Annotated in this window: 15 protein-coding genes; 5 read left to right on the top strand and 10 right to left on the bottom strand. The window is 45.2% G+C overall.

Features of this window, described 5'->3' with window-relative positions; genetic code table 11:
- Positions 1-10: 10 nt before the first annotated feature.
- From proB to nadC, 4 genes are all read right to left on the bottom strand, one after another.
- Positions 11-1108: a glutamate 5-kinase gene (proB, locus tag B5D59_RS00625; RefSeq protein WP_078816508.1), complete on the bottom strand. Its 1098-nt coding sequence runs from the start codon at positions 1106-1108 to the stop codon at positions 11-13.
- A 401-nt stretch (positions 1109-1509) separates the two neighbouring features.
- The gene (locus B5D59_RS18075; protein WP_176132460.1) at positions 1510-1686 is read right to left on the bottom strand and encodes a hypothetical protein; all 177 of its coding nucleotides are present in this window, start codon (positions 1684-1686) and stop codon (positions 1510-1512) included.
- Between the two features lie 35 nt (positions 1687-1721).
- On the bottom strand, positions 1722-2852 hold the full coding sequence (gene nadA, locus B5D59_RS00615; RefSeq protein ID WP_078816506.1) for a quinolinate synthase NadA: 1131 nt from the start codon (positions 2850-2852) through the stop codon (positions 1722-1724).
- A complete protein-coding gene (gene nadC, locus B5D59_RS00610) occupies positions 2834-3706 on the bottom strand; it encodes a carboxylating nicotinate-nucleotide diphosphorylase (RefSeq protein ID WP_078816505.1) in 873 nt (290 codons plus the stop codon). The genes nadA and nadC overlap by 19 nt, the downstream gene beginning before the upstream one ends.
- A 109-nt stretch (positions 3707-3815) precedes the next feature.
- Between nadC and B5D59_RS00605 the strand changes: the two genes are divergently transcribed.
- Positions 3816-4955 (top strand): IscS subfamily cysteine desulfurase, encoded by a 1140-nt coding sequence (locus B5D59_RS00605; protein ID WP_078816504.1) that lies wholly within the window; start codon positions 3816-3818, stop codon positions 4953-4955.
- A 15-nt stretch (positions 4956-4970) separates the two neighbouring features.
- Positions 4971-5510 carry a transcription repressor NadR gene (locus B5D59_RS00600; protein WP_078816503.1) on the top strand — a complete coding sequence of 180 codons (540 nt, stop codon included), beginning with the start codon at positions 4971-4973 and terminating at the stop codon, positions 5508-5510.
- 12 nt (positions 5511-5522) lie between these two features.
- On the opposite strand, the gene B5D59_RS00595 is transcribed toward B5D59_RS00600, so the two are convergent.
- Positions 5523-6215 carry an LrgB family protein gene (locus tag B5D59_RS00595; RefSeq protein ID WP_078816502.1) on the bottom strand — a complete coding sequence of 231 codons (693 nt, stop codon included), beginning with the start codon at positions 6213-6215 and terminating at the stop codon, positions 5523-5525.
- Positions 6212-6589, bottom strand: a complete 378-nt coding sequence (locus B5D59_RS00590; protein WP_078816501.1) for a CidA/LrgA family holin-like protein — start codon at positions 6587-6589, stop codon at positions 6212-6214. Before B5D59_RS00590 ends, B5D59_RS00595 begins: the two co-directional genes overlap by 4 nt.
- 248 nt (positions 6590-6837) lie before the next feature.
- Here B5D59_RS00590 and B5D59_RS00585 point away from each other — a divergent pair, with 248 nt between their 5' ends.
- Positions 6838-7050, top strand: a complete 213-nt coding sequence (locus B5D59_RS00585; protein ID WP_078816500.1) for a cold-shock protein — start codon at positions 6838-6840, stop codon at positions 7048-7050.
- Positions 7051-7158: 108 nt separating this feature from the next.
- Here the strand turns inward: B5D59_RS00585 and B5D59_RS00580 are convergent, their stop codons facing one another.
- Complete coding sequence (locus B5D59_RS00580) at positions 7159-7356, bottom strand: zinc-finger domain-containing protein (protein ID WP_078816499.1); 198 nt, start codon at positions 7354-7356, stop codon at positions 7159-7161.
- Between the two features lie 109 nt (positions 7357-7465).
- Here B5D59_RS00580 and B5D59_RS00575 point away from each other — a divergent pair, with 109 nt between their 5' ends.
- Positions 7466-7867 (top strand): reverse transcriptase-like protein, encoded by a 402-nt coding sequence (locus B5D59_RS00575; protein WP_078816998.1) that lies wholly within the window; start codon positions 7466-7468, stop codon positions 7865-7867.
- Between the two features lie 533 nt (positions 7868-8400).
- Here the strand turns inward: B5D59_RS00575 and B5D59_RS00565 are convergent.
- Genes B5D59_RS00565 through B5D59_RS00555 form a run of 3 tightly spaced genes read right to left on the bottom strand, consistent with a single transcriptional unit; the run spans position 8401 to position 13430 of the window.
- Positions 8401-9000: a metallophosphoesterase family protein gene (locus tag B5D59_RS00565; RefSeq protein ID WP_176132459.1), complete on the bottom strand. Its 600-nt coding sequence runs from the start codon at positions 8998-9000 to the stop codon at positions 8401-8403.
- Positions 9001-9018: 18 nt separating this feature from the next.
- Positions 9019-9837, bottom strand: coding sequence for a sulfurtransferase (locus B5D59_RS00560; protein WP_078816496.1), 819 nt, complete (start codon positions 9835-9837; stop codon positions 9019-9021).
- Entirely contained in the window at positions 9837-13430 is a 3594-nt protein-coding gene (locus tag B5D59_RS00555; protein ID WP_078816495.1) for a dynamin family protein, read from the bottom strand. Before B5D59_RS00555 ends, B5D59_RS00560 begins: the two co-directional genes overlap by 1 nt.
- A gap of 159 nt (positions 13431-13589) precedes the next feature.
- On the opposite strand from B5D59_RS00555, the gene B5D59_RS00550 reads away from it, so the two are divergent.
- Positions 13590-14048: a chemotaxis protein CheX gene (locus B5D59_RS00550; RefSeq protein WP_078816494.1), complete on the top strand. Its 459-nt coding sequence runs from the start codon at positions 13590-13592 to the stop codon at positions 14046-14048.
- Positions 14049-14054 lie beyond the last annotated feature (6 nt).

Here is a 14054-nt window from a genome sequence, read left to right as displayed (position 1 = left end):
AATCTCCCCTTTAAGTTAATTGTACCCAACGATCTCTGTGAATCACTTCGATCATCGGTGCTAACACTTCCTCATTTTCGTCTCTCTCGGTCAGGACTTTTTCTAATTGCTCCGATGAATATGTCACTTCTCCTCTACCGATCAAACCATCCACACCATACACTTCCACGACTTCCCCTGCTTCAAAACTTCCTTTTACTTTAAAAACACCAGCCGGTAAAAGACTACGGCCATTGTGTAAGATTGCCTCTTCTGCACCTTTGTCAACATACAAACGGCCGGTGGATTCAGAGTGCAGCGCGATCCATTGGCGCTTCGTATTGATGACACTGCCGAGCGGACTTGAAATATACGTACCGTCTCCATTTCCTTGCAGAATCTCTAAAAGTTTAAAAGAGCCGCTGCCTGTTCCAATAAAGACGGGGACTGCCAAAGTGTGTGCAGTTTTTGCAGCCAGTAACTTCGAGCGCATGCCGCCTGTACCGACTTTCGAACCTAGATCGTCTGTACCGCCAAGCAACTCATCCGTAATTTCATCGAGCTCCGTCAAACGAACAGCGTCAGGATCTTTTCTCGGATTACTCGTATAAATTCCATTGACATCCGTCAAAATGATCAATTGATCCGCATGCAAAAATCCGCTTACTAACGCAGATAACATATCATTATCGCCAAATGTCAATTCATCTATGGAGACAGTGTCGTTTTCATTGATGATCGGCACGATGCCTCGCTCCAATAATTCCGACATCGCCGCAAACGCGTTACGGTAACGGTCCCGGTTCGAAAAATCTTGACGGGTTAAAAGGATTTGAGCCGGCACGACGCCATGCTCACCGAATCGTTCGATATACGATTGAATCAAAAGACTTTGACCAACAGCTGCTGCTGCCTGTCTTCCTTTGATGGTTACAGGGCGCGATGGGTATCCAAGCCGCGCAAAGCCTGCAGCAACAGCCCCGGATGATACGACGATGACCTCATGACCGGCATTTTTCAACATTGCCAACGCATCGACATGGTCATTCAATTTTAGCTGATCGATTTCCCCGCTGTCGTTTGTTAAAGAGCTACTGCCTATTTTCACAACAATTCGCTGTCTCTTCATTTTAATTTCGCCTGCCATTTCTGTAATTCATAATTAAATCTTTTGTGAATTTAGTTCCTGTCGAGGCTGATCGGCGCTTTCCGCTTTTGATACATCCAGTTCCAGATGCCAGTCTATCGGGACGTTTCAGGAAAGCAGTAAAGACAAAAAGCGCCTTTACTGCTTTCCTTCCAACGCCTGTCGAGACTAGACGGCATCTTTCACTTTTGAACCCATCCAGCTCCAAACGCCAGCCTCTCGGGTCGTTTCGGTCTTTCCGAAAAGGTGCAAAGACCGCACCTTTGCCGGCAAGCCCTCCAACGCCTATCGAGGCTAGACGGCGTTTTCCTCTTTAGATACAAAAAAGCCCAGTCGTCCCGAAGTTATCAGGACGAAAGGACTTTGCTTCCGCGGTGCCACCATCATTGGATCCAGTTCATGAATCCCGCTCTCCCCATAACGCCGAGGTACGCGCCTATGTTTTCATAGGACTCCAAAGGCAGGTTCAACAACTGCCATGTGACGGGATTTTTCAGCCGATGAACCCCGCTCTCTTGCACACGCTGTTTGTCTACTATTCCTTCATCAACGTTCAACATTCATTTCACCCATCATACAATATTGGCGGTGATTGTCAAGCGTTCAATGTTTGTTTGCGAGGAGAATGAAGCATGCGATCGAGTGCCATGTTTGCTTCCGCAGAAGTCGAACTATCTACGGCGATGATATTGCGCGCAGCTCCTACTGCAATACTTTCCAAACACCAAAGCAAGTGCGGCAAGTCGATGCGGTTCATCGTCAAGCAAGGGCACATAAGCGGGTTCAAAGAAATAATATCTTGCTCTTTATGTTCTTCTTTCAATCGATTCACTAAATTCATTTCCGTTCCGATTGCCCATTTTGTGCCGGGCGCTGCGGCGGTGATTTGGTCGATAATATATTTCGTCGATCCATTATCATCCGATTGCATCACGACTTCATGAGGACATTCAGGATGGACGATAATTTGTCGATCCGGTTCATTTTCACGGATATGGCGGATATTTTCGACCGTGAAGTTTTCATGTACGGAACAGTGGCCTTTCCAAAGAATCACTTCGCAGTCGTCATCGGGTCCAGAGTATTCCAAAACGTTCGCAATCGGATTCCAGACTGCCATATGATCTAACGAAACCCCTATATCATATGCCGTGTTGCGTCCTAAATGCTGATCCGGCAGGAAAAGGATCCGTTTCTTCTGCGCGAATGCCCATTCCACGATTTTCTTCGCATTCGATGAAGTGACGGTAGCTCCGCCATTTCGGCCGACGAATGCCTTAATCGCGGCAGTCGAATTGACGTATGTCAAAGGCAGTATCGTATCGCCAAAACGTTCCTGTAAGTGTTCCCACGCTCTTTCAGTCTGAAAAATATCTGCCATATCTGCCATCGAACATCCGGCACGCATATCCGGCAAATATACTGTTTGGTTAGGTGTGGTCAGAATATCAGCGGTTTCTGCCATGAAATGCACTCCACAAAACACAATATGCTCTGCTTGTTCATTGGAAGCGCAGATCTGAGCCAATTGCAGTGAATCTCCTGTTGCATCTGCAAACTGAATGACTTCATTTTTTTGATAATGGTGGCCTGGAATAAATAACTTGTCCCCGAGAGATTCTTTTATTTTCCGAATTCTGTCTTCCATTTCACTGACAGAAAGTGTTTTATATTTTTCAGGCAACATTACATCTGCATGCTCTTTCGTTAAATCAAGTATGGACATTGTCTGATTCCCCCTGCTTTTTTAATTTGTATAGTTGCGCTGATGTCTGCAGCTCTCACTGAATGTGTCAGCGCACCAACCGATATGTACTGAATGCCTGTCGATCCATACGCAGCGATCGTTTCCTCCGAAATCATGCCGGATGCCTCAGTCACGATTTGTTTCGGCACAACGGGAAGCCACTCTTTGATTTGCTCGGGCGAACAATTATCGAACATGATAATATCCGGTGCTGCGTTTACTGCTTCTTTGAGTTGCGCAAGCGTTTCGATCTCGACTTCTATTTTCACAGTATGCCCAAGCCGACTTCGCAGCTGCTTAACGGCTTCAGTAATTGATCCGGCATAGGCAAGGTGGTTATCCTTCAACATCACCGTGTCGTAGAGTCCATTGCGGTGATTAAATCCGCCACCAGTACGGACTGCATATTTATCCAGCATCCGCAAACCAGGCGCTGTTTTCCGCGTATCACAAACCCTTGCTTTCGTACCCTTCAGAAATGCAGTCAGTTGGGAAGTCTTGGTGGATATTGCACTCATCCTTTGTATACAGTTCAAGATAACACGCTCTGCTGACAGTAAATTCTTCACAGAGCCTATAGCAACAGCCAAAACCTGCTGTTCTTCCATCTTCTCTCCATCCTCAATAAAGCAAATCACTTCAACGGAAGGATCCATGACTAAAAATCCTTCTCTTATGATGTCGGTTCCGCAAAAGACTCCTGACTCTTTGGCAATGATCTGCAATTCTCCGACAGCAGTATCAGGAAACAACGTCTCGACAGACAAATCGCCATCCCCTATATCCTCAATGAAAAATTGCTCAAGCATTGATCTCAGTTTGATTCTATTCATACGCACTCTCCCTACTAACCTTTAATTTTCAGTGTCTTTACATCTATCTTTACACATTTACAGAACTATGACAAGATGAATAAAACAATTAAACTAGGAGGTATGTACATTGAAGTATTTCGATTACGCAGCTACGACTCCCCTTCACAAGGAAGCTGCCGCAGTTTATTTATCTACAGCACAGCATCAGTTCGGCAATACGACGAGTCTCCATGACGCGGGCGGCATGGCTCAAAACGTACTGGAACGATGCCGGAAACAACTGGCCGCTATTTTAGGTGTTCATTCGGAAGGTTTGTATTTCACGTCTGGAGGGACCGAAAGTAATTCACTTGCTCTGCTTTCCCTCGCACAGGCTAATATGCATAAAGGCAATCATATTATTTTGACTGCCGCAGAGCATCCTTCTCTTCATTCCGCAGCAGCGTATCTTGCAGATCAAGGGTTCCACATTACGACCATTCCTTTTACCGCTGACGGCTTCATAGACTTGCAAGCATTGGAAAACGCCATCAACGGGCGGACGATCGTCGTTTCTGTACAGCATTGCAACCCGGAGATCGGAACCATTCAGCCGATCCGCTCCATCTATGAGACATTGCAGCCAAAAGGGATTCTCTTACATAGTGACTGCGTTCAATCATTCGGCAAGTTGAATGTGCAGGACATCACACCATATGTTGACAGTCTTTCTGTTTCCAGTCATAAAATCTATGGTCCAAAAGGCGTTGGTGCACTGTATATCAATCCGCGCTTGCGTGCTGTGCCGCTATTCCCAGGGACTGTCCAAGAAAAAGGCTTCAAAGGGGGGACGGTCAATGTTCCCGGTATTGCAGCATTCCTGATAGCAGCACAATTGGCAGAAGAAACGGGAAACCTCGCCCATTACCAAAAACTCCGGACTATATTTTTCAATGCGTTGTTGCCGCATAAAGAATTTTTTACTTTTTTCGGTTCGGATCAAGCTGCAGAACAGTTGCCGCATATTATCGGATTGCGTGTCAATCATTCGGAAGGCCAGCTGATTATGTTAGAATTGAATAGACGCGGATTTGCGGTATCGACAGGAAGTGCTTGCCAGGTCGGCAAACAACAGTCTTCGACCACGATGAATGCTATGCAGATTCCAGTTCATCTATCGAAAGGATTGGTCCGTATTTCATTTGGACAGTCTTCCACCGGAAAAACTGTTCAACAATTGGCAGATTGCTTGGTGGAAATTGCGAAAGAACAAAACAAAAAACACTGACAGCAGGTGATTTAATTGCAAAATAAAGAAAAAGTATTGGGAAAAGAGCGTCGAAAACTCATTTTGCGCACGTTACAAGAAGCAGGACGTCCTATTACAGGACGCGAGTTAGGAGAACTGACGAATGTCAGCCGGCAGGTCATTGTCAGCGACGTTAACTTACTGAAGGCGAAAAAACAGCCGATCATCGCGACGAATCAAGGATATCTCTACACTGCCCTGCCTGAAACAGCAGAAGAGTATGAAAAGATCATCGTCTGCCGTCATGAACCTGAAGCAACGGAAGAGGAATTGAATATTCTCGTAGATCACGGAGTAACAGTGAAAGATGTTCGTGTGGAGCATCTCGTATATGGCGATGTCCGTGCCTCCATCATGGTCTCCAATCGCCAGGAAGTGAAGGCGTTCATCCAGCAGATTCAACAAGCGAATGCACCCTATTTACTGAATTTAGATGAAAGTGGCATTCATTTGCATACTATCTCAGCTCCCCGAGAAGAGCAACTCATCGAAGCAGAGCAAGCATTGAAAAAAGCGGGATTCCTAGTCGAATAGGAATTCCGCTTTTTATGGGAACAGTATGAAACCAAACAACGGACCCACCAACGCACCGATGATCGCCGATAACGTCATGGCAACCGAGCTCATAGAAGCTTCCTGTTCGCCGTATTCGAGAGCTTTAGAAGTACCGATGGCATGCGCTGCCACACCAAGACCGATGCCTTGTCCGAGCGCTGTATCGATCTTCAACAGTCGATTCAATTGCGGGCCTATTAGGATTCCAGCTAAGCCGGCAATAATGACAAAAACCGTAGCGAGCGAAGGAACGCCACCGAGTCCTTCGGCAATTTGCATCGCGATTGGCGAAGTGATCGACTTAGGCAAAATTGTAGCGAGAAGTTCATTTGAAAACCCGACAAGCCGCGCTGCTAAAACGCCTGTCACCATTCCGACGACTCCCCCAACGACCACTCCACTTGCGATCGGCAATAAATTTTTCTTAATCAAATCACGCTGTTTATATAATGGAATACAAAGAGAAACAATTGCTGGTCCGAGAAGTGCATCGATCCACTTTCCTCCAACCATATATGTATTATAGGAAGCATCGAAAATCGTTAAAGTGACTATCACTGCGATGGTAGTTGTTAGGATCGGCACCAAAAAAGGTGATCGTAGCCTTACGTACAATGCATTCATTATGAAATACATTATCACCGTCAAGAGGATCATCGCGAGTGCCAATAAAAATGAATTCATGACAGCTCCACCTCATCTTTCTCATTACGTTTCGCCATCGATTGACTCACAAGACTAGCCACAGCCATTGTGATATACGTGCTGACGATTGTGATGACAACAAGCAGCAGGCCTTTCCCTTTAAAGACATGACCGTAATTCATCACACCGACCGTTGCAGGTATCAAATAGAGCGGCAATGTGGATAAAAAAACGTATGCACCTTTTTCCACCCAATTAAGCGGAATGATTCGGAATGATAGCAATCCCCATAAAATCAATAATCCAATTATGCTTCCAGGAAGAGGAATCGACAGCCACTGACGCAAAAAATTTCCTAGCATGAAAAATAGATATAGAAAGACCACTTGAATAAGCGTTTTGACTATTTTCATTTAATTGCTCTCCTTCCCTAGTCAATGAACACTTATTCATTATAGTGGTGAAAAGCCTAAAAACCAATACCTTGTTCCAAATAGTACAAATCGATTGAAAATTCTTCAGAATTTATCTTTACATCGTTGACCTGATGTAACTGTTCATGTATAGTGTAGGGAGCTATATAGGTATGTTGGGGCTATTTTGCTTTCCAATACTTTTATATGGCCGCTATGAATTTCTGAATTGCCGAGGAGGAATTTACATGCACCAAGGTAAAGTGAAGTGGTTCAGCAGTGACAAAGGTTATGGATTTATCGAAGCAGATGATGGTGAAGACGTGTTTGTCCATTTCACAGGAATTGCAACAGATGGATTTAAGACACTTGCTGAAGGTCAAACTGTTTCTTTCGAAGTAATTGAAGGGAACCGAGGTCCTCAGGCGGCAAATGTATCTACACTCGAAGAAGAAGTTTAAAGACAGCTCGGCAGGCAGAGCAATTCCACTCAATCATTATGGAATTTCAGCTGAATGAAGATAAATAAAGCATCCACGCGTAAAATGCGGGATGCTTTTTCTATTTAATCATTTGGAAGATGTGCCAATTTTATTGATTTCTGACCCTAAAAACTTCAGTTGGTCGCCGATTGTACATTCGGATATGCAAAATTGGTGAGCTCCTGTCTTTCCGCGTTCCTTTATCAGTTGTCTTTTGACATAGCATCCTTCACAATATATATCGAGCAATTGATTGATATCTTTCATGACCATTACTTTATTCATTAGAAAAGAACTCCCACCTTTCTTTCTTCTATTTTAGGTGGGCTTATGGAATGTTGCAACCTTTTACTGAGTCTTCCCCATTCATTTCCAGAGAGGAGCGATGAAGACCGTGTTGGAAATATACATAGATGGCGCTAGCGCAGGAAATCCAGGATTGAGCGGAATTGGCGTTTACATTAAAGGCGAAGGACACGATGTGAAAATCAGTGAACCAATCGAACCAACGAACAATCACAATGCAGAATTCCAAGCGCTTTTAAGAGGTTTGGAAGAAGCAGTGAAGCTGACGAGCGGCATGGTGTCTGTCAGGTCGGATTCCAATGTCGTTGTTCAGGCGATGGAAAAGGAGTTTATCAAGAACGAGGAGTACGCTCCTTATTTAAAAAAGGCAATGAAACTCACGGAGCAGTTTGATTTCTTTTTCATCAAGTGGATCCCCAATCACACAAACAAAACAGCAGATGTCCTCGCTCGGCAGGCGATTCTCCAACAAAAAAAGGCTAAGGGTTAAGGTCCTTGGCCTAGCTTAAAGACAAGCATCAGAATGATTTAGCATGGGAGAAACATGGGCTTGCGGTCCTGGGATTTGCGCTCCAGACGGGGATGCTTTCCGGAGGGCGTGGCTTGAGCCGCTTCCTTCGCTTCGCTCAGTCCAGGGTCTCAAGACTCACGCTGATCCTCTCGGAGTCGCCCCGTCTTCCTCACAAATCCCAAAACAGTACGTTCTAGCACATAGTAAAGCTCGCTGTATAAAGTATGTGTATCTGTAACCATAGACAAAGAAGTTTGCATTCTTTTTGAGATATTACTTCTTGCCCTTTTACCTCTCTCTAAATGGACTTGCAACCCACTAACATTAGGAAAATACGCAAGTTGATCGTAGTGGAATGCGGCGACTCCTGCGGGATTAGCTCGACAGGTGGGACCCCGCAGGAGCGAAGCGACGAGGAGGCTCACCGCGAGCCCCGCGGAAAGCGTCCGCCTGGAACGTAGATCAACGGCGCCTTTACCACTCCCCCAATTCTTTTCCACTGCCTAATCCCCTTATCCTCTTTGTGCTCTCATAAACCGCACCGTACGTTCTTCCGCATTAAACAGTACCCATTCCCTTGACCCGACAACAGCGCCAACATTGACAATATTTCGCTTTCCAGACAGCGAAATTTTGCCGCGTCCTGAAATCAACATTTCTTGCTGATCTCGCGTGTAGCCGGCGCGGTGTGTATGCCCGTGGAAGACGATTGTTTTGTCTGGTATTTGCGCGTTCAGCCAGGCATTTCTCTCGTCTGAGTTCCATTGATGCCCGTGTATGATGACGGCTTCCCCTGCCGAAAGAGTCTCGGACAGGTCATGGAGATAATCACGCAGCGGCTCCGCATGTTCCGTAAGCAACAAAATCCGCTCTTCTTGATTGCCGTAGACAGACGGGAAAGTTAATAACTTATCGAAGCCTTCCGGATGTTTGATCACTTCATTTACAGACGGATAAATCTGCCCGCGCAGATCTTTCTTGCTAACTGTACATTCATATAAATCACCCAAGCCAATGACCTCAGCATGCGGTGCCTCAATTGAAATATGTCCTAACACGGCTTTCAGGTCTTCGATCGATGAATGGATATCACCTAGTAATGCATACTGCAATTTTGTCAACTCCCATCTTCACGACGTTTCGATCGGGGCGTCATCTTCTGAGATCCAGTCACTGAAACTGCCTACGTACAATCGGACGTCCGAATAACCGAGCTCTGTAAGTGCAGCGAATAAAGGAGACGCCGTCACGCCGCTGCCGCAATAGACAATCACTATATCGTCAGGCGCTGCCATTTGCTGGAGCTGTTTTTCTGCAGCTTGCACGTCATAACGGCCATCTTCTTTTAAATCTTCCCAATTAAAATTGCGGGCCGTCGGAATATGCCCTGCCTTATGATCAATCGGTTCCTTTTCACCGCGGTACCGTTCAGGAGCACGTGCATCCAGCAGCACTGCGTCCTGTTCTCTAGCAACCACTTGTTTTACATCGCTTCTGCTCGCATATAGATGATCTTGCCATTCCGGCTGAACAGATGACTGTGCAGGCGATACAAACGTCTCCCGATCGACCGCGCAACCTATCTCCTTCAGCTGGTCATAGCCTTCAAGCAAAATACGGGCATTTTTAAATCCTCCGTATTGTAAGATCCACCAAGCACGTGCGGCAAATGGACTACCCCCATCATCGTAGATCAGAATCGTATCTTCTAACTGTAGGCCGCTTGCACGATACAGCTCTGTCAATTTGTCTTTTGCCGGCAGCGGATGCCGACCGCCGGAGACAGATTCAGCGGAGAGGTTCTCTGCTAAATCCCAATGAACGGCATTTTGGATATGCTCTTTATTATATTCATCAATTCCGTAGTCTGGATTTTGAAGGGAAAACCGTGCATCGATCCATTTCACTTGCTCCACGTCAACATCTTTAGCCGATACGAATACATGCATTATTGAGCCAGCTCCTCCAAACGTATTTTTTCATAAATACTTTGCCAGTGTTCCAGTTGCTCCGAACCATCGAGCAATGTGCGTTCCGATTCAATTTGCACAAGACTTTCCTGCAACAGATGAAGACGTAATGCTTCCGCTTCATCTTCAATCCATAGATCCGCCCATTTTTCTATACGTTCTTTCTGTTCACCTAAATACTTCGACGCATCGGTCTTCAATGCCTCTTCCAGCTTGTTTTTCAGTATATCCCGGTCCCCGCGCTCAAAAAACGCTTTTTGATTCTTGAATGATTTATTGGCCGCGCTGTATACTGTCGGGTTCTCATAAGGCGTTTCAAACGATAGCATTTCTTTGTCGTTCGGCTCATATGGAGAAGGTACGATGGACTGATCCATGTCCGCTAATGAACGAACTTCCATACGTTGACGTTCCAGCAATTGCTTCTTCATATATTGTAAAATCCGCAAATTCGTCACTTTCAATTCTTGAGTCAAGTCAAACCCAACCATTTCGACTGTTTCCGCCAACGCGATTTTCAACGCGCGGTCGGAAGAATTCTTAGCGAATGTCGATGGGCTGTACCCTTCCTTAAAGAAATCCCCGAAACGCAAGAACACACGCTGTAAAATATAGTAGACGAGTTCGCTCAATTCATCCTGTGTCGCTTTCACTAACACTTCGCTGGCGCTCTTCTCAAAGCGTTGCTTGATCGCTTGTTCAGCAATTGCCAACTCTTCCAATCGTTCTGCCTTACGTGAACGGTTCTGAATTGTCCGGTCGATCAATGAAGCGAGACGGTCAATCGTCTTCGTCGTTTCCTCTTCCAATGCCTGAACGACTTGCGCACGCAAATCATGCTCAAGGAATGCATAGAACTTCTCTTCAAAATGCTGCATTAAAGGATTCGGCTGTTTATTCAATTTACCTTCAAGCGCTTCAAGGCTTGAAATCCCATGAACACGAGGGTTACGAATACCGAACTTCTGAAGTTCATTGGCCACAAAGCCTTTTACTTCTTCGGATTCTTCTTCGTTCGACGCCAGGTCGATAGCATTGACGATGAAGAACATCTTATCGAGTTCAAACGCGTCTTTCACACGTCCGAGCTGGATCAGGAACTCACGGTCTGCGCGAGCGAATGCGTGATTATAGTACGTCACAAATAAGATCGCGTCGGCATTACGAATATATTCGAACGCCACGTCGGTGTGGCGGGCGTTGATTGAATCCGCTCCAGGCGTATCAACGAGTGTGATTCCGTGGCGTGTCAGCGGACAATCGTAGAAGAAATCGATCGATTCTACGAAACAACTGCGTTCTTCCTGTGCTACAAACTTTGTGAACTCCTCCCGCTCTACAGTCAACGTCGTACCGAGCGCGGATGTATATACTGGATAGCCTTTCTTGAACGCTTGGATGAATGACTTATGGATATGCAAATTTTCATTTTCGAGCGGCTGTTTCAATGCTTCATCCGTCTTCGCGAACGCTTCTTCAAGAGTCGAAATATGAATACCCAAAGCTTCAAATGACAATGCTACGTCTTCCGTCATCGTTGCAGCATTTTTCAAATGAACGTCCGCTGTATTATGCAGATGCGTTTCACTGACAGGACGGATTCGGTTGATTGCCGCTGTTGTTGGATTCGGTGACACCGGCAACACCTTTTCCCCGATCAACGCATTGGAAAATGAAGATTTCCCTGCACTGAATGCCCCGAATAATGCAACGGTGAACTCCTGCCCTTTCAATCGGGCGGCTTTCGTCTGCAAGTATAACGCCGTTTCCGCAAAGCCTGGAATCGTCTCAACGGATTGTGCAATATGTTGGGCGTAGGTGATCGCTTTTTCGGAATCGACAAATTGGCGTTCCTCTTCTTCTTGTTCGACTACTTCAGTCGATACGGATTCTTCTTTTTCCGAACCCGCCACATAGTCAATGATCTCAATCTGTTTTGGCTTTTCCCATTCTTCTAGCAATTTGTCTCTACCAATGCGTGTAGGTGCAGACGGATTCCCGATCTCTTTATCCACCCACTGCATACGCTCTTGCCACTTGTTCATTTCGTTGATCGCATCGACTTTTTCCTGAAGTGACCGAATTGCAAGAGCAAGCGGTGCAGACTGTTCGCCTCCAACTGATTTCGCAATGACGGACATTTCTTCCTTCCATGCGTCGGTCTTACGTTTATAAACTAAATGGATTGCACGCTTCATTTGTTCCGTATAATTCAGGATGGTCTCTCCTGTAATGACTTCCGCCACATGAAGCTGCTCATCTACCTCATCAAAAGGCAATGACAGATCCATGGAATCGATTTCCATTGACCGTTCATCCGTCAAGATTCCCGCTTGCTTCAAAGAGTCTTTCATCAACGTCTTCATATAGATTTCAATTTGTGTATGGGCCAGTCCCGTGATATTTTCCTTCAATTTTTGACGGCGTTTTTCGCGCTCCTCGGCAGTTTTCTTCGCGCCGAATAAAAGTCCTACCTTAAACTTCGGAGATTTTGATTCCAAGTAATCCTTCAGCAATTCTCTTGTTTCAAATGGCCCGAGTCCGGCGCTTAATAATAATTCATTGCGCTCTTTCTCAAAATTGACGTAGAATTCATCTCCAGACAGAAGCTCCATCCGTTTTTTTGCTTCCTTCAACTCTCGATTAAGCTCCTCGAATTGATTCCATTCATTGTCCATAACGATATCGCGATTGTTTTCTTTAACGTCATCCAGCTGTTGCTGCAAGAAACTCATATGCTCGTCTTTCAGCTTACGAAGGGATTGATCGATATTTTGTTCAAAATTCTCCTCGCGGTGTTCAATTGAGCCATCCACGATCGCTTTTACTTTTTCAAAATCATTATGCGGATGTTCAAGCTCTTTCAATGACGTGTAGAAAATCCCTTTCGGCTCCACGCCCCACAGCTTGAACGAATCCTCTACTGATTTCTTGAATGCATCAAAAGACAATTCACTTTCCCGATGCTTATCGATTTGATTGATGATCAAGTAGACGTTGCTGTTATAGCGCATCAATTCTTTCGTGAAACGGAAATTCATTTCGGATTGTACGTGGTTGTAGTCCATCGTATAGAACACTAGATCCGCCAAGTGCAAAGAGGATTCCGTGGATAGTCGGTGTGCATCATCTGTAGAATCCACCCCGGGCGTATCCATTACTGTGATTCCTTCCGGCAATTTGGATTCGGTATGGCCGATTTCTACCAGTGAAACAGCCGCTCCATCTTTACTGAATTCTTTGACGGCTTCCGAGAAACCGTGCCCGCTGAATTTCACAGCACTCCCATCTACACGGTGGATGATCGCGAAATCTTCATCCGCCTTATGTACCTTTACAATATTCGCACTTGTAGGGATCGGGCTTGAAGGCAATAGATCATCGCCAGTCAACGCATTGATTGTAGATGATTTACCTGCCGAAAAGTGACCTGCGAACGCAATTGTATATTCTTTCTCAATTATTTTATTTGCGAGTAATGTGATTTTTCCTTTTCGTTCATCATCTTCATTGGTAGAGAAAATCTGTCCATAGGTGGCAGACTGTTGTAAAAATACATGGTTTGTAGACATAATCGTCGTCCTTTCACTTATAACTCACCCTATCATACCATTAATGATTGAAAAAATAGAAGCTTACTTTTATTTGAGTCTACAACTTTTAAGTAGGCTTTTCGACCCTTTAATGATATGATTGAACTACTACTATTTTCTGAAAGGGTGTCTTTATTCGTGAGCACTGCAAATAACGTGCAAAAAGTCTTAAACGCTACTATTTCTTCACTGACTACTGTCGTTCCGATAAAATTCGATGTCCTCTCTCCTTCGTTGATCAAGCAACCCTATGAACAGCGCGAAATCAGTGTGCTCATTGGTTTGATCGGAGATATGAAAGGGCGTCTTATTGTAGAACCTACCCATGGCATTATTGATAAAATTGGCCTAGCGATGTTTGGTATGAATATTGAAGGAGAAATGGCCGAGTCTTTTACCGGAGAACTCGGGAATATGATTGCCGGCAATCTCTGTACAATACTGGAAAACGATGAATTGACACTCGACATTTCACCGCCCACTGTTTTAACCGGGCATACGAAGTTTTATGGCTTCCAACAAGCCTTTAAAATTCCCGTGAAATTTGAAGATGGCGAGGTATTGAATCTTTTACTGACGATAGATGACGAGAGCTGACTGCGT

This window comes from Sporosarcina newyorkensis (genome assembly GCF_900167515.1).
Lineage (GTDB): Bacteria > Bacillota > Bacilli > Bacillales_A > Planococcaceae > Sporosarcina > Sporosarcina newyorkensis.
This window is presented reverse-complemented; position numbering and strand designations above follow the sequence as displayed.

Excerpts from the sequence above, each read along its gene's own strand:
- proB (WP_078816508.1), bottom strand. The coding sequence starts at position 1,108 with ATGAAGAGACAGCGAATTGTTGTGAAAATAGGCAGTAGCTCTTTAACA.
- B5D59_RS18075 (WP_176132460.1), bottom strand. The coding sequence starts at position 1,686 with ATGTTGAACGTTGATGAAGGAATAGTAGACAAACAGCGTGTGCAAGAG.
- nadA (WP_078816506.1), bottom strand. The coding sequence starts at position 2,852 with ATGTCCATACTTGATTTAACGAAAGAGCATGCAGATGTAATGTTGCCT.
- nadC (WP_078816505.1), bottom strand. The coding sequence starts at position 3,706 with ATGAATAGAATCAAACTGAGATCAATGCTTGAGCAATTTTTCATTGAG.
- B5D59_RS00595 (WP_078816502.1), bottom strand. The coding sequence starts at position 6,215 with ATGAATTCATTTTTATTGGCACTCGCGATGATCCTCTTGACGGTGATA.
- B5D59_RS00590 (WP_078816501.1), bottom strand. The coding sequence starts at position 6,589 with ATGAAAATAGTCAAAACGCTTATTCAAGTGGTCTTTCTATATCTATTT.
- B5D59_RS00585 (WP_078816500.1), top strand. The coding sequence starts at position 6,838 with ATGCACCAAGGTAAAGTGAAGTGGTTCAGCAGTGACAAAGGTTATGGA.
- B5D59_RS00580 (WP_078816499.1), bottom strand. The coding sequence starts at position 7,356 with ATGAATAAAGTAATGGTCATGAAAGATATCAATCAATTGCTCGATATA.
- B5D59_RS00560 (WP_078816496.1), bottom strand. The coding sequence starts at position 9,837 with ATGCATGTATTCGTATCGGCTAAAGATGTTGACGTGGAGCAAGTGAAA.
- B5D59_RS00555 (WP_078816495.1), bottom strand. The coding sequence starts at position 13,430 with ATGTCTACAAACCATGTATTTTTACAACAGTCTGCCACCTATGGACAG.